Annotated in this window: 17 protein-coding genes and 1 pseudogene; 5 read left to right on the forward strand and 13 right to left on the reverse strand. The window is 68.6% G+C overall.

What is annotated here, in order from left to right; genetic code table 11:
• Positions 1-144: 144 nt before the first annotated feature.
• The 8 genes from AB0M70_RS12940 to ngcE all read right to left on the reverse strand — a co-directional run bounded on the left by AB0M70_RS12940 (position 145) and on the right by ngcE (position 9517).
• Entirely contained in the window at positions 145-1263 is a 1119-nt protein-coding gene (locus AB0M70_RS12940; RefSeq protein WP_365819430.1) for a sugar ABC transporter substrate-binding protein, read from the reverse strand.
• A 120-nt stretch (positions 1264-1383) separates the two neighbouring features.
• Positions 1384-2583 carry an ROK family transcriptional regulator gene (locus tag AB0M70_RS12945; RefSeq protein WP_363209859.1) on the reverse strand — a complete coding sequence of 400 codons (1200 nt, stop codon included), beginning with the start codon at positions 2581-2583 and terminating at the stop codon, positions 1384-1386.
• A 199-nt stretch (positions 2584-2782) separates the two neighbouring features.
• Positions 2783-3667 carry a carbohydrate ABC transporter permease gene (locus AB0M70_RS12950; RefSeq protein ID WP_365819432.1) on the reverse strand — a complete coding sequence of 295 codons (885 nt, stop codon included), beginning with the start codon at positions 3665-3667 and terminating at the stop codon, positions 2783-2785.
• Positions 3667-4614 carry a sugar ABC transporter permease gene (locus AB0M70_RS12955; protein WP_365819434.1) on the reverse strand — a complete coding sequence of 316 codons (948 nt, stop codon included), beginning with the start codon at positions 4612-4614 and terminating at the stop codon, positions 3667-3669. The genes AB0M70_RS12950 and AB0M70_RS12955 overlap by 1 nt, the downstream gene beginning before the upstream one ends.
• A gap of 42 nt (positions 4615-4656) precedes the next feature.
• A complete protein-coding gene (locus tag AB0M70_RS12960; protein ID WP_365819436.1) occupies positions 4657-5919 on the reverse strand; it encodes an extracellular solute-binding protein in 1263 nt (420 codons plus the stop codon).
• A gap of 150 nt (positions 5920-6069) precedes the next feature.
• The gene (locus AB0M70_RS12965; protein ID WP_365819438.1) at positions 6070-6963 is read right to left on the reverse strand and encodes a carbohydrate ABC transporter permease; all 894 of its coding nucleotides are present in this window, start codon (positions 6961-6963) and stop codon (positions 6070-6072) included.
• A gap of 21 nt (positions 6964-6984) precedes the next feature.
• Entirely contained in the window at positions 6985-7899 is a 915-nt protein-coding gene (locus AB0M70_RS12970) for a sugar ABC transporter permease (protein WP_365819825.1), read from the reverse strand.
• Between the two features lie 184 nt (positions 7900-8083).
• Complete coding sequence (gene ngcE, locus AB0M70_RS12975; protein ID WP_365819440.1) at positions 8084-9517, reverse strand: N-acetylglucosamine/diacetylchitobiose ABC transporter substrate-binding protein; 1434 nt, start codon at positions 9515-9517, stop codon at positions 8084-8086.
• Between the two features lie 523 nt (positions 9518-10040).
• Here ngcE and AB0M70_RS12980 point away from each other — a divergent pair.
• Positions 10041-13916 carry a GH92 family glycosyl hydrolase gene (locus AB0M70_RS12980; protein WP_365819442.1) on the forward strand — a complete coding sequence of 1292 codons (3876 nt, stop codon included), beginning with the start codon at positions 10041-10043 and terminating at the stop codon, positions 13914-13916.
• 77 nt (positions 13917-13993) lie between these two features.
• Here the strand turns inward: AB0M70_RS12980 and AB0M70_RS12985 are convergent.
• A pseudogene (locus tag AB0M70_RS12985) lies at positions 13994-14422 on the reverse strand (ATP-binding protein); the annotation flags it as partial.
• Positions 14423-14506: 84 nt separating this feature from the next.
• On the opposite strand from AB0M70_RS12985, the gene AB0M70_RS12990 reads away from it, so the two are divergent.
• Together AB0M70_RS12990 and AB0M70_RS12995 are read left to right on the forward strand one after the other, a co-directional pair.
• On the forward strand, positions 14507-15334 hold the full coding sequence (locus AB0M70_RS12990) for a helix-turn-helix transcriptional regulator (protein ID WP_365819444.1): 828 nt from the start codon (positions 14507-14509) through the stop codon (positions 15332-15334).
• Positions 15331-15591: a DUF397 domain-containing protein gene (locus AB0M70_RS12995; protein ID WP_365819446.1), complete on the forward strand. Its 261-nt coding sequence runs from the start codon at positions 15331-15333 to the stop codon at positions 15589-15591. Before AB0M70_RS12990 ends, AB0M70_RS12995 begins: the two co-directional genes overlap by 4 nt.
• Position 15592: 1 nt before the next feature.
• On the opposite strand, the gene AB0M70_RS13000 is transcribed toward AB0M70_RS12995, so the two are convergent.
• The gene (locus AB0M70_RS13000; RefSeq protein ID WP_365819448.1) at positions 15593-18469 is read right to left on the reverse strand and encodes a BTAD domain-containing putative transcriptional regulator; all 2877 of its coding nucleotides are present in this window, start codon (positions 18467-18469) and stop codon (positions 15593-15595) included.
• Positions 18470-18615: 146 nt separating this feature from the next.
• Here AB0M70_RS13000 and AB0M70_RS13005 point away from each other — a divergent pair, with 146 nt between their 5' ends.
• Both AB0M70_RS13005 and AB0M70_RS13010 read left to right on the forward strand, forming a co-directional pair.
• Positions 18616-18960: a hypothetical protein gene (locus AB0M70_RS13005; protein WP_365819450.1), complete on the forward strand. Its 345-nt coding sequence runs from the start codon at positions 18616-18618 to the stop codon at positions 18958-18960.
• Positions 18961-19117: 157 nt separating this feature from the next.
• A complete protein-coding gene (locus AB0M70_RS13010; protein WP_365819452.1) occupies positions 19118-19507 on the forward strand; it encodes a VOC family protein in 390 nt (129 codons plus the stop codon).
• A gap of 18 nt (positions 19508-19525) precedes the next feature.
• Here the strand turns inward: AB0M70_RS13010 and AB0M70_RS13015 are convergent, their stop codons facing one another.
• The 3 genes from AB0M70_RS13015 to AB0M70_RS13025 form a co-directional block, all read right to left on the reverse strand.
• Complete coding sequence (locus AB0M70_RS13015; RefSeq protein ID WP_365819454.1) at positions 19526-21100, reverse strand: ABC transporter substrate-binding protein; 1575 nt, start codon at positions 21098-21100, stop codon at positions 19526-19528.
• Positions 21097-23295, reverse strand: coding sequence for an ATP-binding protein (locus AB0M70_RS13020; RefSeq protein WP_365819456.1), 2199 nt, complete (start codon positions 23293-23295; stop codon positions 21097-21099). The genes AB0M70_RS13015 and AB0M70_RS13020 overlap by 4 nt, the downstream gene beginning before the upstream one ends.
• Before the next feature lie 130 nt (positions 23296-23425).
• Positions 23426-26638 carry an NACHT domain-containing protein gene (locus tag AB0M70_RS13025; protein WP_365819458.1) on the reverse strand — a complete coding sequence of 1071 codons (3213 nt, stop codon included), beginning with the start codon at positions 26636-26638 and terminating at the stop codon, positions 23426-23428.
• Between the last annotated feature and the right edge of the window lie 64 nt (positions 26639-26702).

Here is a 26702-nt window from a genome sequence, read left to right on the forward strand (position 1 = left end):
ACCGAAAAGACCTGCACGCGTCTGGAGCGCGTTTCTGGCCGGCGCCCCGCCTAGAGCTGCGGGGCTGTTGGAACGGGGCGCCGGACAGGCCTCAATGGTGGTGAAGTCCCGGGAGAAAGCGGGGACTCACCTCGAAGCGGGGACCTACTTCAGGCCGACCTTGGCGCAGTCGGCCTTGTACTTGGCGGTGCAGATCTCGTCGACCGCGTAGATCCCGTCCTTGATGACGGTCTCCTTGATGTTCTTGTCGGTCAGCGAGACGACCGGCACGAGCACCGTGGGAACGTCCTTGGCGGTGGGGCTGTCGACGGTCGTCTTGGCGATCGAGTCGAGCTTCTCGCCCTTGCCGAGCGCGACGGCCATCTCCGCGGCGACCTTGGCCTCCGCCGGGTAGGACTTGTAGACGCTCATGAACTGCTCGCCCGCGACGATGCGCTGCACACCGGCGAGTTCGGCGTCCTGACCGGTGACCGGCGGGAGCTTGCTGATGCCGGCGGCCTTGAGGGCGGTGATGATGCCGCCCGCCATGCCGTCGTTCGCGGAGTAGACGCCGTCGATCTTGCCCTTGCCGAGGGCCGAGATCGCGCCCTCCATGTTGGCGTTGGCGTTCTCCGGCTTCCACTCCTTGGTGTCGTACGACTTGCCGACCTTGACCTTGCCCTTGAGCACCGACTCGGCGCCCTTCTTGAAGAGCTTGGCGTTCGGGTCGGTGATCGCGCCGTTCATCATCACGATCTGGCCGCCCTTGGCCTTGTCCCCGAGGGCCTCGAGGAGGGCCTTGCCCTGGACGCGGCCGACCTCTTCGTTGTCGAAGGAGGTGTACGCGTCGATGGGGCCTTCGGCGAGGCGGTCGTACGCCACGACCGGGATGCCCGCGTCCTTGGCCTTCTTGACCGAACCAGCGATGGCCTTGGAGTCCACCGCGTCCACGATCAGCACGTCCACCTTGTTGGTGATCATGGTGTCGGCCTGCTGGTTCTGTACGGTCGCGTCCTGCTTGGCGTTCGCGTAGGTGACCTTGGCCTTGCCGTCGGTCAGCTCCTTGATGTGCTTCTCGATCAGCGGCTTGTCGAACTTCTCGTAACGCGCGGTCTGGTTCTCCGGCAGGAGCAGACCTATGTTCAGCGCGTCGCCCTTCTTCGAGCCTGAGCCCGCTTCATCCTTGTCACCGCCGGACTCCTTGGCGCTGCCACAGGCAGCAAGGGTGACGGCCATGGTGGTGGCGGCAACGGCAACGGCGGCACGACGCATACGCGTGTTCATTCGGGAACCTCCCTGACGTGGCCGCGTCGTTGCGGCCGAGGTGGCTCGAAGTCAACTCGGCCGCCACACCAGCGTCAAGGAGTAAATCCTTAACGAGATGACAACGGTGCCATGCGTTATCTAAGTGAAGGCAGGTGCGGTGGCGGGCAGAGAGCCGTCCAAAAGGGTCGAATCGCCCATTTCGCTGAGCGCGAGAGCCAGCGCCCCGAGCACCTCCGCGCGGCCGCCCAGGGCCCCGGGAAGGACGGACAGCTGCCGGGCCGCGCTGGGGATCGCGTAGCGCCCCACGGACTCCCTGATGGGCCCCAGGACCAGCTCACCGGCCTCCGCGAGGTCACCGCCGAGGACGACCCTGCTCGGGTTCAGGAGATTGCAGAGGTTCGCCACACCGCTGCCGATGTGGCGGCCCACGTCGGCGATCACCCGACGGCAGCCGGGGTCGCCCTCGCGCGCCAGGGCGACCACGCGCTCCATGGTCAGCTCGGTGCCGTGGCTGGACTGGAGCAGCGGCAGCACATAGCGGGCCGCCGCGAAGGTCTCCAGGCAGCCGCGGTTGCCGCATCGGCAGACCGGACCCGACTCGTCCAGGGTGATGTGCCCGATCTCGCCCGCGGTGCCACCGGGGCCGCGGTAGATCCGTCCGCTGATCACCAGACCGGCGCCGACACCGCTGGCGACCTTGATGTACGCCAGGTCCTTGACCCCGCGGCCGCTGCCCCAGACCAGCTCGCCGAGCGCGCCGAGGTTGGCGTCGTTGTCGACGTGCACCGGGACGCCGAGGCGGTCCTTGAGCTCCTCCGCGGGCTTGGTGCCCGTCCAGCCCGGCAGGATCGACGTCGAGCCGAGCGTCCCGGACTCCACGTCGATGGGCCCCGGCACGCCGAGGCCGATGCCCGCGATCTTCGCGCGGTCCACGCCGGTCACCCCGATCAGCCTGCTGACCAGCTGTTCGGCGCGGTCGAAGCCCTGCGCGGCCGACGCGTCCACGTCCAGCGGCTCGGACTCCTCGGCGAGCACCTGGTGGGCGAGGTTGCCCACCGCCACGCGCAGGTGCGTGTGACCGAAGTCCACGCCGATGACGATGCCCGCGTCGCCGCTGAGCGAGACGCTGCGGGCCCTGCGACCGCCTGCCGAGGTGGGCGTGACCTCGACCGTTCCGCCGTCCTTGAGCTCCCGGACGATGTTGGAGACCGTGGCCGCGGACAGTCCCGTCGTCCTGGCGATCTCCGCCTGAGTGAGCGATCCGGCGAGCCGTACGGCACGTACGACCCGCTCGAGATTGGCCCGGTGCAGCGACGACTGCGACCCCGGAGTCTCCATTGACTCAGCCACCCTTTTCCGTATGACGTAACAGCGACGTCGCTGCCCGTACAAGTTGTGAACTCCAAGCTCTGCTGAACGGGTTGGCGCAGTCAAGTCCTTGACCCAAATCGGCGCTCTTGAACAGCGGGACAGGCCGGGTCCAAGTGGCGAGGATGCACCCCAAACCACCCAGACCCGGCCTGAGAGGGCCGATCCGTTACTTGACCGAGCCCGCGGTGAGACCCGAGACCACGTGCCGTTCGATGAAGGCGAAGAGCACGATGACCGGCACGATCGCCACCACGGACGCCGCGAAGAGGTAGTTCCACTCCACGGTGTAGGCGCCGATGAAGTTGTTGATGCCGACGGTCAGCGGCTGCTTGTCGGGCTCGGTGGTGAGCGTGAGGCCCATCACGAACTCGTTCCACGAGGTGATGAAAGTGAAGATCACCGCGGTCACGACGCCCGGCAGCGCGAGCGGCAGCGTCACCTTCACCATCGCCCCGAAGCGGCTGGTGCCGTCCACCATGGCCGCCTCCTCCAGCTCCTTCGGGATGGAGCCGATGTAGGCGGTCAGGATCCACACCGCGAACGCGAGGTTGAACGCCGCGTTCGTGATGATCAGCGTCCAGACCGAGTTGAGCATGTCCAGCTGGTGGAACTCACGGTAGAGGCCGACCAGGAGGGCGGTGGGCTGGAACATCTGGGTGATCAGGACGAGGAGCAGGAAGGCCTTGCGCCCGCGGTAGCGCATGCGCGCCGTGTAGTACGCGGCGGGCAGCGAGACCAGGAGCACCAGGAGCGTCGCCCCGCCCGCGACGAGCAGGGTCACCTGCAGGTTCTGGCCGAGCTCCGACTCCTTCCAGACCTCGATGAAGTTCGACCACTCCAGGTTCTGCGGCAGATACGTCCGGTCCCGCAGCTCGTCCTTGGGACGCAGCGCGGTGATCACCATCTCCAGATACGGAGCCAGGAAGATCGCCGCGAGCGCCCAGGCGACCACGGTGATGACCAGGGTGCGCGGCCGGAACGTGCGCCTGGCCTTGGGCCGGGGCGCGGGACTCTTCGGGGACCCCGCGCGGGTCTGGGTCGCGGTGGCCATCAGTCCTCCTCGTTCCATCGGCTGACCTTCAGGAAGATCAGCACGAGCACGACGACCATCGCGAAGTTGACCACGGACATGGCGGCGGATTCACCGATGTCGGTCTCCTTCAACTTGTACATGAACACCATGGTCGTGGAGGTGTCATAGCCGGGGCCGCCCTGCGTCATGGCCCAGATGATCGGGAAGGAGTTGAAGACGTTGATGAGGTTGATGACCACGCCCACCAGGAACGCGGGCCGCAGCATCGGCACCGTGATGTGCCGGTAGGTCTGCCAGGGGCTCGCCCCGTCGATCCGCGACGCCTCGTAGACCTCGTGCGGGATGGTCTGCAGACCGGCGAGCAGCGTGTACGTGGTGAAGGGCAGCGACACGAAGATCGCCACGGCCATCATCCAGGGCCAGGCCGTCTCCGGTTTGCCCAGCCAGTCCTTCGACTTGTCGATGAGGCCGAGGTCCAGCATCAGCGTGTTGAGCACGCCCGCCGTCTGGTTGAGCATCCACTTGAAGCCGATGGCGGTCATCAGGACGGATGCCGCCCAGGGTGCGATGAGCGCCCAGCGGGTGACGGTGCGGCCGGGGAACTTCTGGTTGAAGAGCTGGGCGAGGGCCAGCGAGAGCAGCATCGTCACGCTCACGACGACGACGGTCCAGATGACCGTCCAGAGCAGGACCGCCCCGAAGTCGCTCTCCTCGAAGAGCTTCTTGTACTTGTCGGTCCCCGCGCTGCCGCGCACGATGCCGGCGATGGAGATATTGAGGAACGAGGTGCGGATCAGCTCGACGACCGGCCAGATGACCACGGCGAGGATCAGCAGGATGACGGGCGCTATCCAGGGCAGCGGGCCGAGCCGGGCGATGCCGCTGCGGCGGCTCACCGGCCTGGGTGCGCGCCCGCTCCGTCCCCGGCCGGCGTCGGCCGGGGGCGGAGGGGCCTTCAGTGACACAACGACTCCTTGCGTACGGAGCGAACGGGAGCTGTCTGCCTGCTACTTGGCCTCGGCAGCCGCCGCTTCCGCCTTCTTCTGCAGGTCGCCGAGGACCGTCTTCGGGTCGTCGCTCGCGGCCTTGCCGCCGGTCTTCTTCATCTCGGCGGAGATGACGTCCCACGCGGTGTCGCCGAGGGGGTAGAACTTGGCGTTCGGCAGGACCTCGAAGAACGGCTCCAGGTCCTTGTGCTTGCCGTTGGTCTGCATCTCCTTCAGCGCGTCCTGGGTGACGGGCATCAGGTTGTACATCTCGTCGAACTCCAGCATCTTCTTGGAGTACGTGAAGTCCAGGAACTTCTTGACGCCTTCCTTCTCGGCGCCGCCGTCCTTGAACGCCATCATCCAGTCGGCCACGCCGAGGGTGGACTCCAGCGGTGCGTCCTTGCCGGGGATGGGCGCGACGCCGTAGTCGACCTTGCCGTCCTTGGCCATCTGGATCAGGCTCGGGTGGCCGTTGAGCATGCCGACCTTGCCGGCCGCGAAGTCCGCGAAGGCCGTCTTGCGGTCGGTGGAGGCCGGGTTGGAGTAGGTGAGGCCGGGCTTGACGAGGTTCTTCTGCAGCCAGTCGAAGGTCTCGACGTTCTGCGCGCTGTCGAGCGTGTACTTGCCGCTCTCGTCGGTGTAGCCGCCGCCGTTGCCGAGCTCCCACATCATCGTCTCGCCCTGGGTCTCCTCGGGGCCGAGCGGCAGGGCGTACGGGGTCTCGGCGGCCTTGGAGGACTTGATCTTCTTGGCGGCCGCGGCGACCTCGTCCCAGGTCTTGGGCGGCGTCTTGACGCCCGCCTTCTTCAGGACGGCCTTGTTGTAGAACATGACGCGGCTGGAGGAGACCCACGGGATGCCGTACTGCGTGCCCTTGACCTCGCCGGCCTTGGCGAAGGTGGGGATGAGGTTCCCCTGCGTCTTGGGCGAGAGGACCTCGTCGGCCTTGTAGAGCAGGTCGTCGGCGACCTTGTCGGCGTAGCCGCCGGTCTGCAGCAGGTCGGGCTGGTTCCCCGCCTGGATCATGTTCTTGACCTGCTTGTCGATCTCGTTCCAGTTGATGACCTGGACGTCGACCTTGTAGCCCTTGTTCTCCGCCTCGAAGTCCTTCTTCACGCCGTTCCAGTACTTCTTGGAGGCGTTGGAGGCCTTGTCGCCGTAGTCGGCGGCGACAATCTTGATGGTCTTGCCGTCGCCGCTGTCGCTGTCACCGCCGCAGGCGGTGACTCCCATGGCCATCGCGAGCGTTGCCGCACCGGTGGCGATCAATCGATTCCTCATGCTGTTCAACCCTTCGACATCGGTGTCGACTTGAACGCGGGCAAAAGGTTCCCCCCGCGGCGCCGTGGGGCCGACATTACTCACGGCCGGAATTGGCACAACAGGCCTAGACCACTTTCGTGGCCAAGCTGAAATCACCGGCGATCAGGGTCACTTGAGAGCACCCGCGGTGAGCCCGGCCTGCACCTGCCGCTGGAAGACCGCGTACACGACGAGCACCGGAACCATCGCGATCGTCAGGCCCGCGAAGAGCGCTCCCCAGTCGCCCCGGTAGCCCTGCGAGACCGCCAGCGAGGCGAGCCCCTGCGGCAGCACGTACCTGCCCTCCTCCTCGTTGTTGAGCAGCAGGGGAAGCAGGTACTGGTTCCACTGGCCGAGGAAGTTGAAGATGCCGATGCTCACCAGGCCCGGCTTGGCCATCGGCAGCATGATCTGGAAGAACGTGCGGGTGTGCGAGGCCCCGTCGACCATCGCCGCCTCCTGGACGCCGGTCGGCAGCGTGCGGAAGAAGGAGGTGAGGAAGAAGGTGGTGAAGGGCAGCGAGTACGCGATGTAGGCGATCATCAGGCCGGGACGGGTGTCCAGGAGGCCGAAGTTCTCCATGACCGCGAAGAGCGGGACGAGGGCGAGGATGACCGGGAACATCATCCCGCCCGCGAAGAGCATGAAGATCAGCCGGTTGCCCGGGAAGGTGAAGCGGGCGATCACGTACGCCGCCATCGAACCGAGCAACATCGTGCCCGTCAGTGAACCCGCCAGGATGATCAGCGAGTTGAGGGCGTACTGGCCGATGCTGGCCGTCGTCCACGCGTTGGTGAAGTTCTCCCAGTGGAAGGACGTCGGCCAGCCCATCGGGTCGCTGAGGATCTCGACCGAGGGGCGGAACGCGGTGAGGGCGACCCAGACGAGGGGGCCCGCCGCGAGGACCACCCACAGGACGAGGAAGGCGTGCGAGAAGACGTTGAGGGTCGCTCCGCCGGCCGAGTCGCCCTCTTTGCGGGGTACGCCGGCGGCGTCGGTGCGGGGCGCTGTGGTCGTGGTCATGAGGCAGTGGCTCCCGCGGTCTCAGTATTCGATCCGGTCGCGATTCCCGATCCTCATGACGATCAGCGAGAACGCCATGCTGAGGACGAGGAGGACGACGCCGATGGAGGTGGCATAGCCGTACTGGCCGTCCCGGAACCGTTCGTAGAGGAAGACCGGGGTCACCTTCAGGACGTGCTCGGGCACCATGACCAGGACGATCGCGAACGAGTCGAGCGCCTGGATGCCCATGTAGATCCAGCCGGTCCGTACGGTGTCCCAGATCAGCGGGAGCGTCACGCTGAAGAAGGTCCGCCCCCGGCCCGCGCCGTCGAGCAGCGCCGCCTCGTAGATGTCCCTGGGGATCGCGCCCATCGCGGCGGAGAACAGCACCACGTAGAAGCCGACGAAGCTCCAGGAGAGCACGATCATCACCGCGATGAGGGCGAGCGAGCGGTCACCGCCCAGCCAGGCGGGCCCGTCGACGCCCACCTTGTCGAGACCGCCGTTGATCAGACCGCTGTTGGTGTTGAAGACGCGGCCCCAGACGACGGCGATGATCGCGACGGACAGGACCTGCGGGAAGAAGTAGACGATCTTGTAGAACGACGAACCCGCGACCCCCGCGATGGCCTGGCCCTTACGGTGCCGGCCGCCTGAGGTGATCATGTACGCGAAGAACATGCCGAGCACGAGCGTGAGCAGCGGGGCGACGATCGCCAGCGTGACGCTCACCTCCAGGGACTCCCAGAAGCGCTCGTCGTTCCACATCTTCGTGAAGTTGTCGAAGCCGATGAAGTTCGCCACCGGCCCGCCGGACCAGTCGGTGAACGAGTAGTAGATCGCCTGGATGAAGGGCGAGATGACGAACAGGGCGTAGAACGCGAGCGGCAGCGACAGGAAGCCCACGATGAAGCGGTACTTGTCGAGCGTCCGGTAGCGCCGGTCGTAGCGCACGCTCTGCGGGGTGAGGCGGGGTGGCAGCAGCACCGCCAGGAGGAACAACAACCCGTTCGGCGCCTTGGGCTTTCGGTCCGGTGCCTTCTTCGAAGGTGGGGAATCGTCCACCCGGGTGTCAGTCTTCACGCCACTCCGCCCCGCCTCGCTCACGTGCCCGCGTTCTCGGTCGATCCGCTGCTGATCAGGACTTCTTGACCTTGACAACGTCAGGGTCCTTGAGGATCCGGGCCGCGGCCTTCTCCATGATGTCCATGGCCTGCTTGGTGCCGATCTGGCCCAGCATGAACTTGGCGATCATGTTGTTGAAGTCCTCGCGGAACAGCTCGTTGTACCAGTCCATGTGCTTCGCGATGACGACGTTCTTGCCGGCGGCCTTGATCGCCGCCTGCACGCTCGCCACACCGTGCGGCATCTCCTGGCCGTCGATGGCCCCCTTGACCACCGGCAGAGCGGACAGCTCCTTGAAGTTGTTCAGGGCGGCCTGCTTGCTGTACATCGCCCGCAGCCACTCCAGGCCGCCCTGCCGGTTCTGCGCCTTCTCGGGGACGACGTAGAACTCACCGGCCGGCGCGTTGATCGTGCCGAACGGCATCTTGTCGCCCGAGTCCAGGGACGGGCTCGGGCCGAACGACATCCCGAAGTCCTTCGGGGTGGTGTCCTTGGCCTCGTTCTCCACCCAGGACCCGTTGGGCACGAAGACGCACTTGCCCTCCTTGGTCCAGGCGGTCTGCATCTCCGTGTGCGCCTCGGTGCCGTCGAAGCCGGTCAGGACGTACTTCTTGGCGACCAGTTCCTCCCAGGCCTCGAAGACGTCCTTGACCGCGTCGTTCTTCCAGGCGCCCGGCTCGAGGTAGTCCATGGCCGTCGTGATCTCGCGCCCGCCGCGCTGCGCGAACATCGTGTAGATGCTGAAGAACATGTACCGCGGGTGGCCGCCGGGGTAGCTCCAGCCGTGGATGCCCTTGGCCTTGGCCTTCTTACAGACGGCCAGCATCTCGTCCCAGGTCTTGGGGTACTCGGAGTCCAGGCCCTCTTCGAGGAGCTTCTTGGAGTAGAAGGTGCCGTAGACCGTCAGCGAGATGCCGGCCTGGAAGGTGCCAGGACCACCGAAGTTGCCGCTCGCCTCGACCGCCGGTTCGAGGATGTCGCGCACCTTGACGTTCGGGTCGTCCCACGACGGCGCGTCGAGCAGCTCGGTGAGGTCAGCGACCTGCTTGTTGGAGACCAGCTTGCCGGGGTTCATCTGGTCGGCGCCGGAGTTGTTGATGACGTCGGCCGTCGGGTTGCCGCGGACGATCTTCGGCTGTACCTGGGTGGCGATCTTCGTCGTCGACTTCTGTCCGGCGTCCGAGTCCGGGTACCGCTTCTTGTACATGTCGGTCACGAACTGGGCGTACTTGTCGCCGTAACCGCCGTTGAAGACGACCACGGCGAGACCGGCGTCTTCCTTCACGCCGAGCGGGTTCTTCTTGGACTTGTCGCCCTTCTCCGCCTTGTTCTCGTCCCCGCCACCGCTCGCGCAGGAGCTCAGGGCGCCCACGGCCGGCACTGCGAGAAGGCTGGTGGCCGCCGCCCTCTTCATCACGTCACGACGGTTGATGCTGGTGGATCCCATGCTCAAGTCCTCGCCTTCTCCAGGACTCAGGCGGCGTACGGGGCTCCCGACAGCTCGCCAGTGGCGAAGGGCCCGACACCGCGGGTCAGTTGAAGCTTTGGTGGTGCGTTGCGTGCGACAACTACATGGCAAGGGCTCGCACCCGCCACTCAGGGTGCCGATAGGTATAGTCCACTTCTCGGCAGCAGAGCAAGATCGAACGCAGCTTGGGCCAGCAGTCTTTCCCGAGTTGAGACCTCGCGGAGACACGGCCTGGTTCGTTCACGGCGTGAGCAAATCAAGCCGACGGAAACGACCGCGTCCGGGACCCGCCGCCGCTCCCCCGCATTGATCTTCCACGGCACTCACTCGCACCTCATTGGACTTTCTCCCGGGTCCCCTTGGACTTTCCCCTCGGCCCCGTCGCCCCGCCCGGCTCCCCCGACGCCTCCAACAGCCTTGACACCACCCACCACTTGCCGCCCTACTGGACCCTGAGCAGCGACTTGACAACGTTGTCCAACTCGCAGGGAGGGTTCCGGGGATGCCGCACAGATCACGCAGACCTCGCTTCAGACACCATCGTTCGGCCGCGGTCCTCGGAGCGGCCGCGTTCACGCTCGTCGCGACCTCGCAGGGCGCGGCGGTGGCCAAACCGGAGAAACCGCCCAAGGCCGCGCGGGAGTTCGTCTCTTCGTTCGAGGAGGGTGACGCCCAGCCCGACTGGCTGAACACCGTGGACACCGGCCCTGACGGCAAGAAGCGGACCGCCGGCGTCAACGGCGCGTTCAGTGCGGGTATACCCGGAAGTGTGAACGACCACGTCACGGAGGTCCGCGCCAGCGGTGAGAACTCCGGCAGCGGCGAGGTCAAGGAGAACCTGATCGACGGTGAGCCCACCAGCAAGTGGCTCACCTTCGCGGCCACCGGCTGGGTCGAGTTCGACCTGGACGAGCCCGCCAAGGCCGTGACGTACGCGCTGACGTCGGCGAACGACCACGACGAGCGCGACCCCAAGGACTGGACCCTGCAGGGCTCCACGGACGGCAAGGACTGGAAGACCCTCGACACCCGTAAGGGCGAGGCGTTCGACAAGCGTCACCAGACCAAGAAGTACGACTTCGAGAACGGCACGGCGTACGCCCACTACCGCCTGGAGGTCACCGCCAACAACGGCGCGTCCGACGCCCTGCAGCTCTCCGACGTCCAGCTCTCCGTCGGCGGCACCGAGTCGCCCGTCCCCGAGGACATGCTCTCCCTCGTGGACCGCGGCCCCAGCGGTTCCCCCACCGCGAAGTCGGGCGCCGGGTTCACCGGCAAGCGCGCGCTGCGTTACGCGGGCACCCACAAGGTGGACGGCCGCGGCTACTCGTACAACAAGGTCTTCGACGTGAACGTCTCGGTGCGCCGGGACACCGAGCTCTCCTACCGGATCTTCCCGTCCATGGCGGAGGGCGACCTCGACTACGACGCCACGAACGTGTCGGTGGACCTGGCCTTCACCGACGGCACCTATCTGAGTGACCTCAAGGCCGTGGACCAGAACGGTTTCGCGCTCTCCCCGCAGGGCCAGGGTGCCGCGAAGAGCCTCTACGTCAATCAGTGGAACAACGTGGCGTCGCGGATCGGGCAGGTCGCGCGCGGCAAGACCGTCGACCGGGTGCTCGTGGCGTACGACTCGCCCAAGGGCCCGGCGAAGTTCCGTGGCTGGGTGGACGACGTCTCCCTGAAGGAGAAGGCCCCGGCCAAGCCGAAGGCCCACCCCTCGGACTACGCGGACACCACCCGCGGCACGAACTCCAGCGGCGGTTTCTCGCGCGGCAACACCTTCCCCGCGACGGCCGTGCCGCACGGCTTCAACTTCTGGACGCCCGTCACCAACGCGGGGTCCCTGAGCTGGCTCTACGACTACGCGCGCGGCAACAACGCGGACAACCTGCCGACGATCCAGGCGTTCAGCGCGAGCCACGAGCCGAGCCCCTGGATGGGTGACCGGCAGACCTTCCAGATGATGCCGTCGGTCGACAAGGACACCCCGTCCGCGTCCAGGACCAAGCGCGCGCTGCCCTTCAAGCACGAAAAGGAGACGGCACGCCCGCACTACTACGGCGTGACCTTCGAGAACGGTCTGAAGGCCGAGATGGCCCCGACCGATCACGCGGCGATGATGAAGTTCACCTATCCCGGTGACGACGCGAGCGTCATCTTCGACAACGTCTCGGAGAAGGGCGGCCTCACCCTCGACGAGGAGAAGGGCATCGTCAGCGGCTTCTCGGACGTGAAGTCCGGGCTCTCCACCGGCGCCACGCGTCTCTTCGTGTACGGCACCTTCGACGCACCCGTCACCGCGGGCGGCAAGCTCGACGGCGGAGGCGGCGGTGACGTCACCGGCTATCTGCGCTTCAAGGCCGGCAAGGACCGCACGGTCAACCTGCGCCTCGCGACCTCGCTCATCAGCCTCGACCAGGCCAAGGCCAACCTGAACAGCGAGATCCCGTCCGGCATGTCCTTCGAGCGCGTGAAGAACCGCGCGCAGAAGAGCTGGGACGACATCCTCGGCAAGGTGGAGGTCCAGGGCGCGAGCGAGGGCCAGCGGACCAGCCTCTACTCCTCCCTCTACCGCCTCTACCTCTACCCGAACTCGGGCTTCGAGAAGGTCACCACGGCGGACGGCAAGTCGAAGTACCAGTACGCGTCGCCCTTCTCGCCGCAGACGGGTCCCGACACCCCGACGCACACCGGCGCGAAGATCGTCGACGGCAAGCCGTACGTCAACAACGGCTTCTGGGACACGTATCGCACGACCTGGCCCGCCTACTCGCTCCTCACGCCGAAGAAGGCGGGTGAACTGGTCGACGGCTTCGTGCAGCAGTACAAGGACGGCGGCTGGACGTCCCGTTGGTCGTCGCCCGGCTACGCGGACCTGATGACGGGCACCTCGTCGGACGTGGCGTTCGCCGACGCCTACGTCAAGGGCGTGGACTTCGACGCGAAGGACGCGTACGACGCGGCCCTGAAGAACGCGACGGTCGTGCCGCCGAGCAAGGGCGTCGGCCGCAAGGGCATGGAGACATCGCCCTTCCTCGGCTACACCTCCAGCGAGACCCACGAGGGCCTGTCCTGGGCGCTCGAGGGCTACGTCAACGACTACGGCATCTCCCGCATGGGCGAGGCCCTCTACAAGAAGACGGGCGAGAAGCGCTACAAGGAGGAATCGGAGTACTTCCTCAACCGCGCCCGCGACTACGTGCACCTCTTCGACGACAAGGCGGCGGGCGGAGGCACCGCGCCGGGCTTCTTCCAGGGCAAGGACAAGAAGGGTGACTGGCGCGTCCCCTCCGACAAGTTCGACCCGCGCGTGTGGGGTCACGACTACACGGAGACGAACGCCTGGGGCTACGCCTTCACCGCCCCGCAGGACTCGCGCGGCCTCGCCAACCTCTACGGCGGCCGCAAGGGCCTCGGCGACAAGCTCGACACGTACTTCGCCACTCCGGAGACGGGCTCCGCGGAGTTCGCGGGCTCCTACGGAGGCGTCATCCACGAGATGACCGAGGCACGGGACGTACGCATGGGCATGTACGGGCACTCCAACCAGGTCGCCCACCACGCCGCCTACATGTACGACGCGGCCGGTGAGCCGTCCAAGACGCAGGAGAAGGTCCGCGAGGTCCTCTCCCGCCTCTACACCGGCAGCGAGATCGGGCAGGGCTACCACGGCGACGAGGACAACGGCGAGCAGTCGGCCTGGTACCTCTTCTCCTCGCTCGGCTTCTATCCGCTGGTCATGGGCAGCGGCGAGTACGCGATCGGCTCGCCGCAGTTCACCAAGATGACCGTGCACCTGGACAACGGCCGCGACCTGGTCGTCAAGGCGCCCAAGAACAGCGCGAAGAACGTGTACGTCCAGGGCCTGAAGGTCAACGGCAAGAAGTGGACCTCCACGGCGCTCCCCCACAAGGAGATCGCACGCGGCGGCGTCCTGGAGTTCGACATGGGCCCGAAGCCCTCCTCGTGGGGCACGGGCAAGAACGCCCAGCCGACGTCGGTCACGCAGGACGACAAGGTGCCGTCGCCGCGCGGTGACGCCATCAAGGGTGACGGCGCGCTCTTCGACAACTCCTCGGCCACGGACGCGACGTCCGACGCGGCCGTCGACCTCCCGGTCACCAAGGAGACGAAGGCCGTGCAGTACACCCTCACGTCGTCGACCGACAAGACCAAGGCGCCGGACGGCTGGGTCCTTCAGGGCTCCACCGACGGCGAGAAGTGGAAGGAGCTGGACAAGCGCTCCGGCGAGTCCTTCGCCTGGGACCAGCAGACCCGGGTGTTCACGGTCGACGATCCGGGGACGTACGCGCACTACCGGCTCGTGCCGGACGGGTCCGCGACGCTCGCGGAGGTCGAGCTCCTGAGCTGATCCGCTTCGGCGGGATGACCGGGTAGCAGCACTGGGGCGGGAGTGGCGAGGTCACTCCCGCCCCTTTGCTTGTCGGTGAACTCGCACCAGACGGTCTTTCCGGGGTCGCGCTCCATGACTCCCCACTGGTCGGCCAGGGCCGCCACCAGCAGCAGACCGCGCCCCGACTCCGCATCACCGTCGCCACCGGATTCCGGGCGGGGCCATCCGCCGCCGCTGTCGTGCACCTCGACGCGGAGTACGTCGCCTTCGCGCTGGAGGCGGAGCCGGAACCCGCGTCCGGGCGGTACGCCGTGCAGCAGGGCGTTCGTCGCCAACTCGCTGACGCAGAGAGTGATCTCGTCCGCCCTCGCGCGGATTCCCCAGCCGACGAGCGCGGCGCGCGCGAAGGCGCGGGCGGCGGGTACGGACTGGCGTTCGCGCCGGTAGAAGCGTTCTCGGGGGTCCCGCCGGGACGGGAGTGGAGTTTCGTCATTCACGTGACGAGGGTCACACTCCGTGGTCATGATGGTGCAGTACGTGAGGTCGTACGGCTGCGTTGTACGGGTCCCCCGCGTGAACGCACGGACACTAGTGGGGAGTTGGACCACATGAGCAGCCCTAAGCGACGGTCACGGAGGAATGCCTCGGCGATGCGAATGGTGGGTGCGCTGCTCGCCGTCCACCGCGAGGCCGCCGGGTACACACAGAAGTCCCTGGGCGAGCGGTTCGTCGTCGGCGAGGAGCAGATCGCGTCCATCGAGCAAGGGCGGCGGCCGCTGAAGATGGATCTGGCGGTGCAGCTGGATGAACTCCTGGGCACGCACAGGACGTTGGAGACCGCCGTCGACAATATGCCGGAGGTGGATCTGGTTCCTCGGTGGGCGGAGGAGTATCTGGACTGTGAGCGGGAGGCTATTGCGATCTCGTGGTACGAGAGCCTGCTGGTGCCCGGCCTGCTCCAGACGGAGGCGTACGCACGAGCAATCTTCCGCAGTCGCGTCCCGGTGTACGACGAGGACGAGATCGAACAGCTCGTCGCCAAGCGCATCGAGCGGCGGGACATCCTGCATCTCAAGCAGCCGCCGATGATCAGCTTCGTGATCTGGGAGGCCGCACTGCGTGACCAGCTAGGGGGCCACAAGGTCTACGCCGGGCAGGTGCGCCACCTGCGTGAGTACGCAGAACTACCGGGCCTCTGGTTGCAGATCTTGCCGCTGGGTCGCACCTCCCACGCGGGACTTTCGGGCCCGTTCATCCTGCTGGAAACCCCCGAGCATCAGAGACTCGCCTACACCGAGACGGTTCGTGGAAGCCAGCTGATCATCGATGCAAACGAGGTGGCGATCCTCAACCAGAAGTATGCGATGCTGCGAACGCAGGCCCTCAACACCGAGGACACTAAGGGCCTGTTGGACCGAATGCTAGGAGAGCAATGAGCGACAGCACAGCGCTTGAGTGGTTCAAGTCCAGCTATAGCAGCGACGAAGGCGGCGCCTGCCTCGAAGTCGCGTACGCCTGGCGCAAGTCCAGCTACAGCGGCAGCGAAGGCGGCGAGTGCCTCGAAGTCGCCGCCCACCCCACCGCCATCCACATCCGCGACTCCAAGAACCCCGAAGGCCCCCACTTCACCGTGGCCCCGGATGCCTGGACCGCCTTCCTGGCCCTCTCCCGGGACGGGAACGCACGGCGCTGACTCACCGGGCCCCCGTCCCGCCCAGCGCCAGCCGCAGGGGGTCGCGGGTCGCCTCTCCTTCCGCGAAGGCCGCCGCGTAGGCCCGCTCGCCCAGAGCGTCGCGGAGGCGGTGTGCGACCTCGGTGTGTACGTCGTGCAGCGGACGCAGGCCCGCCAGCGCGACGCCCGTCGTCCTCAGAAGCCGGGCCGCCGCCCCCATCAGCCGGGCGGCGCGGCCGTGATCCCCGGTGGCGGCCACCGCCCAGGACATGGCCTCGATGCCCCACACGGTTCCCCAGCGGTCGCCGATGGCCCGCTGCTTGCGCAGCGAGTCACGCAGGAGGCCCGTCGCCCGGTGCGCGTCGCCGTGCCGGAACTCCGCGAGTCCCATGCCCCACAGTCCCCAGGAGTGGGCCCAGCCGGCGCCATGGGCCTCGGCCTCGCTCACGTACTCCCGCCCGGCCGCCAGGGCGGGCTCGCGCTCACCGAGGAAGGCCGTCGCCATGGCCCAGAGCATGGTGGCCATATGGGCGTCGCCCACCTGACCGCGGGACCGGAACCCTTCCCTGGCCTGCGCCAGGAGCGGGACGGACCGTGCGTCCCCGTGGATGAGGAAGGCGAAGACGCCTTCCATGTAGGCGAGCACGCCCCGTGCCGCGTCGTCGGTGCTGTCCGCGCCGAGCCGCGCGGCATCGGCCAGGAAACGCTGGGCGGCCGACTGGTCCCCCTGGCACAGGGCGATCCAGGCGGTGAGCGTCAGGCAGCCGATCCGCAGCGGGGCGGGGGCCTGCGGGGCGAGGTCGAGGGCGCGGGTCAGCCAGTGCCTGCCCTCTCCCAGTGAGCTGCTGAAGAACCAGTACCGCGTACGGGTGAGGCTGGCGGCGATGGCGAGGCCCGCCGTCGCGTCGCCCTTTCCCGTGACGCAGAAGTCCAGCGCCGCCCGGAGGTTCGGCGACTCCAGGCGCAACCGGGACAGCCATGGGACCTCGTCGGGCCCGCACCATCTCGCCGCCGCCCGCGCGGTCATGTCGGTGTAGTACGCGCAGTGGCGGCGGCGCAGCTCGATGTCCCTGCCGAGCTCACGGAGCCTGTCCTGGCCGTACTGGCGCAAGGTCTCCAGCATGCGGTATCTCGCCCGGGGGCCGGTGGTGTCGACGGTGAGCAGCGACTTGTGCGCCAGGGCGGCAAGGACGTCCACGATGTCCTCGCGGGCGGTGTCCTCGCCCGGACACACCGCCTCGGCCGCCGCGAGGTCGAAGCCGCCCGCGAACACCGACACCCCCGCCCACAGGCTCCGTTCCCGTGCGTCGCACAGGTCGTGGCTCCAGTCGACGACGCCACGCAGGGTGCGCTGGTGCCGGGGTCCCGTGGGCGCCCCACTGCCGGAGAGCAGCCGGAACCGGTCGTCCAGGCGCTCCAGGATCTCCTGGGCCGAGAGCGTGCCGAGGCGCACCGCTGCCAGTTCGATCGCCAGGGGGATGCCGTCCAGGCGACGGCACAGGCGGCCCACCGCCTCCTGGTTGCCCGCGGTGATCCGGAAGTGCGGGGCGCAGGCATCGGCACGGTCGGCGAGCAGCCGCACGGCCTCACTGCGCGTCAGCGCCGGTGGCGAGCCACGGCCCTGGGGGACGGCCAGCGGCGGTACGGGCAGCAGATACTCCCCCGCGACCCGCAGTCCCTGGCGGCTCGTGGCCAGGACCCGCAGGCCCGGCGCCGAGCGCAGCAGCGTACCGACGAGGTGTCCTGCCGACTCGGCGACGTGCTCGCAGTTGTCGAGGACCAACAGCAGCCGCCGCTCCCGGAGGTGCTCGACGAGCACCTCCGTGCCGTGCCGCGAGGACTGGTCGGGGATGCCGAGTGCGTCGGCGACCGCACGGTCCAGGAGCCGGGGCTCGGTGAGGGGTGCGAGGTCGGCGAGCCACGCGCCGTGCGGGAACGCCCAGGATGCCTCGGCTGCCGCGCGCAGCGCGAGGCGTGTCTTGCCGACTCCGCCGGGACCGGTGAGCGTGACGAGACGGGCGCTTTCCAGCAGTCTTCGCGTGGTGCGGAGCATGCTCTCGCGGCCGATGAACGTCGTCGTCTCGGCGGGCAGGTTCCCCTTCGCCCGTGGGCCGTCCGGTGCCGCGGGCTCGGTCAGGGTCGGGTCGGCGGTGAGCACCCGCCGATGCAGTTGGGACAGCTCCGCGCCCGGGTCGACGCCCAGTTCGTCGAGGAGGAGCGCGCTGACGGTGCGGTAGCACTCCAGGGCTTCGCCCTGTCGGCCCGAGCGGTAGAGGGCCAGCATGCGTTGGGCCCAGAAGCGCTCCTGCAGCGGGTGGGCGGCGGTGAGTTCACGCAGCCGCGGCAGCACGTCCGCGTGCCGCCCGAGACGGAAATCGGCGTCGGTGCGGAACTCGAGGGCGCCGAGACGTCGTTCGTTGAGCGCGGGCGCGATCTCGCGGCGCAGCCGCTCGGACGGGACGTCCGAGAACGCCTCACCGCGCCAGAGCGCGAGCGCCTCGCCCAGGAGCGCCGAGGCGCGCTCCGCCGCCCGCGCCGCGGCCGCGGACCGGGCCCGGGTGACCAAGGCGTCGAACCGGTGCAGGTCCACGGCCTCTTCGGGCACGTCGATGCGGTAGCCGTCCGCGCAGGTTCGGATCGGTCCGCCGGACGGGCCGCCCAGGGTGCGGCGCAGCCGCAGGACGTAATTCTGCAGGGCGTTGCGGGCGCCGTCCGGGGGGTCGTCCCACAGTCTGTCGATCAAAGTGTCGGTGGTGACGACCTTGTTGGCGTCCACGAGGAGCGCGGCCAGCAGGGCGCGCTGTTTGGCCGCGCGCATCGCCACGGGCCTGCCGTCGTACAGCACTTCGAGCGGCCCCAGAAGCCTGTACTCGAACTCCGCGATCCTCACCCCAGTCACGTTGCGTCATGATTCCAGTGCGTGGAGTGAGTGTCGAGTGACCGTCAAGTGAGCGGCATGACAGGGCCGCCCGAAAGCATCACAGGTGTGCGGACGGCGGTGCGCTTCCCGTGCACCGCGCCGCGGACCAAGAAGGAGTTCCCCGTATGAACAAGCCTCGCCTCACCGGGCTCACGCTCAAGCTCGCGGCCATGGCGGCGGTGACGCTGCCGGTGTTCGCGGTCATGCCGGGAGCGGCGGCGGCGCCGCGGGAACCGGCGGTGACCGTCATGGCCCTCACGTGCAGCACAGACACCGACGGCTACTGGGGTCACGCGCACTGCAAGAACAACACCACCGTCGTGACGGCCTTCCGCGTCAAGGTGGTCTGCGGGGGATGGCCGGACGCCCGCGGTGCCTGGAAGACGCTGAAGCCCGGCGAGTCCGACGTGTCGAGCGCGCGCTGCTTCGGTGGCACGGGCGTCGGCAGTGTCAGCTGGGAGGAAGGGTGATCTCCCGGTAGCGAGAGAGCAGGATCGCGCGGGAGATAGCTCGGAAATAGCTCGACAGCGCGTTGTCGCCGTGCCTAAGATCCACGGCGACATCGCGTGTCGGTCACCGGCTGGGTGAGGCATGGAGGTGTCGGGAGATGCCTTCTGGAGGCATTCCTTGTCGGTAGAGCTGAATCACACGATCATCCACGCCCGGGACAACCGGGAGTCCGCCGAGTTCTTCGCGGACCTGCTGGGCCTTGAGATCACCGCGGAGTGGGGCCCGTTCATCGCGGTGCAACTGAGCAACTCCGTCACCCTGGACTTCGCCACGATCCCCGCGGACAAGATCACCCCGCAGCACTACGCCTTCCTGGTCTCCGAGCCGGAGTTCGAGGCGGCGTACGAGAAGATCAGCGCACGCGGCATCGAGCACTGGGCCGATCCGCAGCAGAAGCTGCCGGGTGAGATCAACACCAATGACGGCGGCCGTGGCGTGTACTTCCTGGACCCCTCGCGGCACGCCATGGAGCTCATCACGGTGCCGTACGGCGGCTTCCCCGCCTGATCGCGGGCGGCCCGCCGCTCATGACGGGCAGCTCTTCTCCTTGTCCCCTCGGTAGGTCCGGTACAGCGGCAGCTTCTTCTTGTCGTCGGAGCGGGCCACCGAGGGGAACTCGATGATCGGGACGGGCTTGCAGACGGCCCACTGATCGTTCTCGCCCGGCCCGGTGAATCCGTAGGTGCCACCGGCCCCGACGAGACAGCCGGTGCAGGTGTCGCCGCTGAGGGTCGACTGGGTGAGCGTGCTGTAGACGTCCTTGGTGGAGGGAAGACGGTGCGCGGGTGTCTTCTTGTCCTCCTCGCTGATCTCGCTGTACGTCCGGTCGACGGCGGACACGAGGAGAGCGAAGCCGTCGTAGTACATGGCCGCGTACCCGTCCTCCAACGCCTTGTCCCCCAGCTTGTGTTCGTTGTCGATCGTGTTGAAGCGCGCCTGGAACGGGGAGAAACCCGAGGGCGCGCCGCCGGGGTCGTCCGCCCAGTCGGGGTCGTAGGCCGAGGCGTCGACGATCGTGGCGTTGGCCCTGCGCAGGCTGCGTTCGATGTCGGCGGAGGTGAGCGTCGGTTCGAGGCCGATGCCGACCTTGAGGATGCGCAGCTTGCCGCTGCGGGTGCAACCGCCTTCGTTGGCTAGGCGGTTGATGAAGGCGGGCAGATCCTGGTCGCGCCCCGCGAAGAAGACGGTGTCCGCCTTGTCGCGGCAGATCCTCGCCACGGCGTCGGCGAACCGCTGCGGGACTCCCTGGTCCTTGCCGGACGAGCCGATGTAGTGGGAGTTGTGGTTCTTCAGGTCGTAGTCCTTGCCGAAGTGCCGCTCGAAGATCTGGCGCAGGTTCTTGGAGTACACGTCGCCCTCGCGGCTGTCCCAGAGCAGCAGGCCCTTCTTCTTCTGCGGGTAGCGGTCGAGGTAGTGGGACAGGGCGGTGACGAACTGCTGGTTGTTGGGCGACGTCTTGAAGAAGTACCTGAAGTTCATGGAGGCGGCGGTGATGACCGGGCCGACCGTGGGGATACCGCGTTTCGTGAGCTCGGCGACCGCCTCGCGGGTCTCCGTCGTGCTGCTCGGTATGCCGGTGACGCCGACCAGCGGGGCTTCGGTGTCCCGCGTCATCTCGGCGAGCCGGTCGACGACGGGCTCCCACTCACTGAGGTGTTTGCCGTCGGGGGCGAAGAGCAGCTGATAGTGCGGCCCGCTGGCACTGTTCGCCTGCAGCTGTGCCGCGTGGGCGCCCGCGAGGGCCCGCCGGATCATGTCGCCGGTCATCGCGCTGGAGGCATCGGAGGTGAAGGGCATCATCAGGGCGATGCGTACGTAGGGAATGCGGGCGCCGTCGCCCGGCGGGTTCTCCCAGTCCTGCTCGACGCGGGCGTTCTCCTCGGCCACGGCCTCGAGGAGGCTCTCGGTCCTGTCGTCGGCGTCGAAGGCCTCGTCGGTGACCCCGATGCACTCCCCGGCGATCTCCTCCAGGCCGTCCCCGCACGGACCGGGACGCGAGCCGGTCCAGGTGACCAGGCCGGCGATCAGGGCGGCGACCACCACCACGGCCACGAGCCATTCGAGGGGGCCCCACTCCTTGGGCGGGTGGTTGAACATCATGACCCCTCACTGGCGGGGACGGGCAGGACCTGCCGTTTGCGGGCGGCCACCGGCCAGTCGCGGGCGGCCCTGCCGAGGGCTGCGTACCAGGTGGGGTGGCGCCGGCAGAGGAACCCGAGTTCGTCGCCCACCGCCTGGCACAGGGTTTCGGCGTCCGGGTCGATCGCCGCGTCGGCGTACGGCTCGGACAGGTACCACAGGGCGTGCAGGAGCCGGTTGATGCTGCGGCCCGCCTCGTCGAGGTGGGTGTAGCGGGCCGCGTGCTCACCGAGGGCGATCTCCACCCGGTGGTCGCTCCAACCGCCTTGATCTTCAGGGGAGTTCGCGTCCGACCCGGGACGTTTGACCGGGGGTGTCGGAGCGGTGGCGCAGTGCCGCAGGCAGAACAGCCAGTGCTGGACGCTCTGCTCCGCCTCCTCCGCGCCGAACTCGTCCGCGAGCATGTCCACGACCTGTGCCGCGTTCCCGGCGGCCAGGCTGTGCCGCAGCGCGTCCGCTTCCCCGGAGTCCTCGGTGTCGGAGCGCTGCACGTGGTGCACATGCAGGAAGCGGTGGATCTCGTACCAGCTGTGCGGGTCGTCGGAGGGGGGCGAGGTGCGGCGCGCCTCGTGGACGAGGAGCGACTGCAGGAGCTTGCTCTCGACCAGCGGTGCGTCGACGGGCACGGACTGCTGCCACTGCCGCTCCACCAGATACTGCGCCGCCGCGTTGGCGGGCAGTTGCTCGGGCCCGTCCAGACGCAGATCCTCGGCGAGTGCCTCCGCGGTCGCGTTGTCCCGCGCCAGGCACAGCACGAGGAGCCGGTCGCGCTGGCGCCGGTCGGGCAGCAGGTCCTCCAGGAGCACCTGGGTGACGGGGCGCCCCTGCGGGGTCGGCAGGTCGAGCAGGTCCTTGGGGGCCACCGCGCGGTTCTGCCTGGCCGCGTGCACCACGGCGTCGCACAGCACGGTGCTGGCCGCCGGGTGCCCTCCGGTCAGCGAGTGCAGCGCGGACGCCAGGTGCGGGTGGAGCAGCCGTACGGACGCACGGTCGAGCATCGACAGGACGTCGTCCCTGCTCAGCGGCGTGAGCGGCACGACGAGCAGTCCGGCGGAGGGATCGTGTCCGGTGCGTTGCCAGATGGTGGCCGCCTGCTTGCGCCGGGCGCCGCCCGCGGCGGGCAGCAGGTCGCTCAGTTCGCGGCGCACCGCCTGCGGTGCTTCCTCGTGCGGCAGATCACCGAGACGGGTGGCGACGACGGTGATCCGGTCGCGGTGGGGCCGCTGCGCGTTGGCCCGGTGCTTGAGGAGCAGGTTCAGGAAGCGCTGCCCGGCGGGGGCGTGCGCCTCGTCGATGAGGATCAGTGGCCAGGGTTCGCGGTTCATGTGCCGCACCAGGCCGTAGGCGGCGGCGACTTCTTCAAGGAAGGCGGCCATCAGGGTCTTCTCGACGGCGCCGCGGTAGTCGCCGCCCGCGTGGAAGCGCCGGCCGATCTCCAGGAGGGCGTCGGTTTTCCCGGTGGCGCCGTCCGGTGGGGTGTGCCGCCGCCCGTACCAGTTCCGGGCGGGTCCGAGCCCCCGCAGGGACTGGAGTTCACGCAGTATCGCCGCGGTGACCGGCAGCGAACCGTCGTCGTCCGCCACCTCCACGCCGACGTCGGCCGCGCTCTTCGCCTCGGCGACGGAGGCCCCGACCCGCTCCGACCACTGCCGCGCCACGTCCCGCTCGCCCCCGGTGATGAGGCCGCAGGCGATCAGGAGCCGGGCGTGGCGGGCGCACACGGCGTCCCGCCCGTCCGCGTCGTCCAGGGACCAGCCGGAGACCGCGAACAGGCCGGGCAACAGGACGGGGAACAGTCCGGTCCCGGGTGCCAGCGCGCACACGATCCGCTCGAGCACCTGGACGAAGTCGGCGGCGGGCGCGGCGGGCACGTCCCCGTCCTGCGCCGGGGCGACGGGCACGGCGGCGGGCGTCCCCGGCACCACGGCCCGCACATGGGCCAGCGGGAGCCGCTTGTGGTAGTTCCGCGCGAGACCGTCGAGGACGGCGCTGCGGCCGAGTCCGTGCTGCCCGGTGAGCAGCACGACGGGCACATCGTCCCCGAACTCCCGTTTCCTGCGCGCCCGTTCGTCGTACGCCAGACCCGTGAGCGACGGGATGAGTGAGCCCACCAGTGGATCGCGACCGTACAGCAGTGGCGTTTGCGGCTTGCCCATCCGACGACTTCCTGCTTCCCCCTGGGAGCCTTCGGCCACCACCGGGGCGAGGCGCGGCGCTCCCCCGGTGACCAGCCGCTGACTGTTGCTCCAACTCCCCTCGGAACAGTGGAACTTACCCCCCTTTCGTTCAGGGCTGCGGGTAAATCTCCAGATCCACCCGGTCCGGAAGATTCACCGCCGCCCGTACCTCACCCGGGTACGCGAGCCTGACCCGCCGCAGCCCGGACAGTCCTGCCAGGTGCGAGAGATCGATGTCGGAGCCCTGGGTGAGATGGATTTCCACAAGTCCCGGCAGCCTCCGGGCGATGCGCCGCAACGACACGGGCGCACCCGGCTTGGCGTACACGTAGAGATGGGTGATCTGCGAGACCTGCGCCCTGGGATCGAAGAGCAGCGTGCTCAGCTGCTCCGGAGAGAGGGTCAGCGTGCGCAGCTCGGGCAGGCGGGCGAGCAGGGCGCCCCAGCCGTCCGGCAGCAGACGCTCGCCCGCTTCGTGGAGGCGCAGCTCCTCCAGTGCCTGGAAGTTGTCGATCTGCGTCAGCTCGACCGTGCCCATCGGCAGCGCGAGGACGCGCAGGTCAGTGAGGCGGGACAGGTCGTCGAGGCCGCGCCAGGGCACCTGCAGCCCCAGGTGCAGGGCGCTGAGCCGCGGGCACTCCGCGAGCTTGGACAGCGGCTCGAACTGCGGGAGGTCCTCGAGGACGAGGGTGTGCAGCTGGGGCAGCCGGGTGAGCGGCGCGGGCTCCCTGAGGTTGCGGCAGCCCTGCAGGGTGAGGCTCTCCAGCGCGGGGAAGTCCGCGAGCAGGCCGGCGTCCTGCAGCTGCAGCGCACCCCGCAGCCGGAGCTCGCGAAGGCGCCGCGGGTCGAGCGCCGCGCGTACGGCCTCAGGGGCGAAGTCGCCGTGGATGCCGACGCGTTCGCAGCCGGGCAGCGTCGCGAGGGCGTCGAGCTCGGCGCTCGAACGGACGGTGACGGGCTGCGAGGGGTCCGCGGTGAGGAGCGGCCGGAGGATCTCGTCGGCGTACACACCGGTCTCGAACCGGTCCCAGTGGCCCAGGAGTTGGGCCCGCACCACGGGCTGGCGGGTGTCGAGGAACTCCCGCAGGCGCGGGATGGCGGCGTCCCCGCCGATCTGGCAGATCGCGTGGACGGTGGCGAGCTCCTCGTCGCCGTCCAGGTCGCGCGCCCTGGGCAGCAGGCCGAGCAGCAGCGGCCCCGTGCGGGCGAGGACCCTGGCCTGGCGCAGGCTGCGCGGCGGGACCATGCGCGCCGCCTCGGTCTCGATGGTCCGCCGCACGTCGGGGTCGAGGCGGGTGGCCTGTTCGAGCGACGCGAGGGCGAGCAGCCGCAGCCTGGCCTGGACCGTCGAGTCCTTCTCGCGGTGGGCGCGGTCGCTGAGCCGGATGAGCAGATCGGCGCGTCCCTTGTGATCGCTGTGCGCGACGGCCATCTGCACCACGTCCTCCCACTCGTCCGCATGGGCGTTCTTCACCAGGATGCCGAAGTCCCGCTCTTCGAGCACCGCCTTGGCCCCGAGATAATCCTGAAAGGTGCGGTGGATGAAGTCGACGGCGCCCGAGGCGGGTTCACGCAGTACGCCGGTGCGCTCGATGAGGTACTGCAGTGCGTCCTCGGGCGCTCCCATCTGCGCCAGGCTCGGCACCTGGGGCTGGAGCCTGCGGACCAGGTCCACGGCGTCCGGGCGCTCGATCTGGGTGCGTTCGTTGCGGATCAGCCAGTACGCGAAGCGCTTGAGGGGTTCGGAGGCGGCCTCCTCGCTGAGCGTGGCGTCCACCTCGCTGATCTTGGGCCGTACGCCGCGTTCCTTGTCGCGCCGTTCGAGCAGCATGGACAGGGCGGCCTTGTAGAGGGCGGCGCGCCCCTCGGGCAGGAAGCCGTGGCGTTCCTCGTGCAGGGCGCACATCAGGCTGCACATGAGCGGGTTGGTGGCGAGCCTGCTCAGTTCGGGCCGGGTGCGCAGGGACTCGATCAGTTTCTCGCCCGCCCCTTCGCGGGCCTTCGTCGCGGTGTGCCACCGCTGGATGAAGCGCCGCAGATCGTCGGGGCGCAGCGCGTTCAGGGTGAACTCGTGGAAGCCCTCGCGCTCCAGCCAGCCGGGGGCGAGCGCGGAGGGACGGGTGGTGGCGAGCCACAGGTTGCCGGAGAAGGCGCCGAGGAGCCGGCGCAGCCAGTCCCGGGTGCGTGCGCGGTCGGCCTTGGGGATCTCGTCGAGGCCGTCGATGAGCAGGAGCCCGCGGCCGTTCTGCAGCACGCGCGCCGTCCAGCCGTCGGGTTCGCTCCCCGCGTGCGGGCAGCCCGTGCGGCGCAGGAAGTCCTCGGGCAGGGGCAGTTCGGTGCCCTCGCGGACCAGGGTGCGCAGCGGCAGGACGAACGGAACGCGGCCGAGGAGCTGTGGCAGATGTCCCGGCACCGTGTCCTGCCGCGCGGTGGTCAGGGCCAGCCACTGGACGAGGGTCGTCTTGCCCGTGCCGGCGACCCCCTGGAGGAGTACGCGGCGGTGCCCGACGAGGACGGACTCGACGCTCTCCTCGAGCACGGCCGCCCTCCCCTCGGTGTCCAGGTCGGGTTCGTCGTCCGCGGCGGCCGTCGCGACCGCCCGCAGGCTCAGATAGGCGCTCTCCAGGGGCCACACCTTGCGGTCGGTCTTGCGCAGGTCGACGCCGTAGAGGGTGAGGTTGCCGTGCTCGTTGATGACGTAGTCGGAGTACTTCTCCTCGAAGCGCGCGTCCGCCGCCGTCCAGTCGTCGCCCGAGACACGGCGCAGGATGACCTCCAACTGCTCGCTCTGCCGCCGCAGTTCGTGGAACTCCTCGAGCTGGGCGCGGGCCGCGAATCCGGGCCGCTGGGTGAAGAACCGCACGAGGTGCACGCAGGCCGTGCGCAGGAGCACGTCGTGGAAGAGCGCCGCGTCGCGGGTGAGCAGCCTGCGCGTCTCGGGCCCGGCCTCGCGGGAAAGGGCGGCGGCCAGACCTTCGGGCCCGAGCTTGAAGACCCCCACGTCGTCCATGTCGAGCTCGCCGAGGGCGAAGAGCGTACGGGTCAGGGCCTGCCCGACGGCGTCGTGCTCGTCGTCCGCGATCGGCCGCTCGTGCGGCCCCGCCGACCGCACCGCGCGGCGCACCAGCTCCTGGGCGAGCCGGTGCATGTCGTCCTTGCTGAGCGAGGGATGGTCCCCGGCGAAGGACAGCAACCCCTTGATGCGTACGGGCCGTTCGGAGTACTCGGCTCCCGGCGCCTTGGGCGGCGGCAGCAACAGCCGCTTCAGCAACGGCACCACGACCGAGGACGCCACCTTGATGCCCACTGCTCCAGCGTCCACAGAATCCCCCGTCGCCGCCGCGCTCCTTGCCCTACAAAGCGTAGGGCCCGCACCCCCCGGAAAG

Origin of the sequence: Streptomyces sp. NPDC051214 (assembly GCF_040682375.1) — a bacterium.
In the GTDB taxonomy this organism is placed as follows: Bacteria; Actinomycetota; Actinomycetes; order Streptomycetales; family Streptomycetaceae; genus Streptomyces.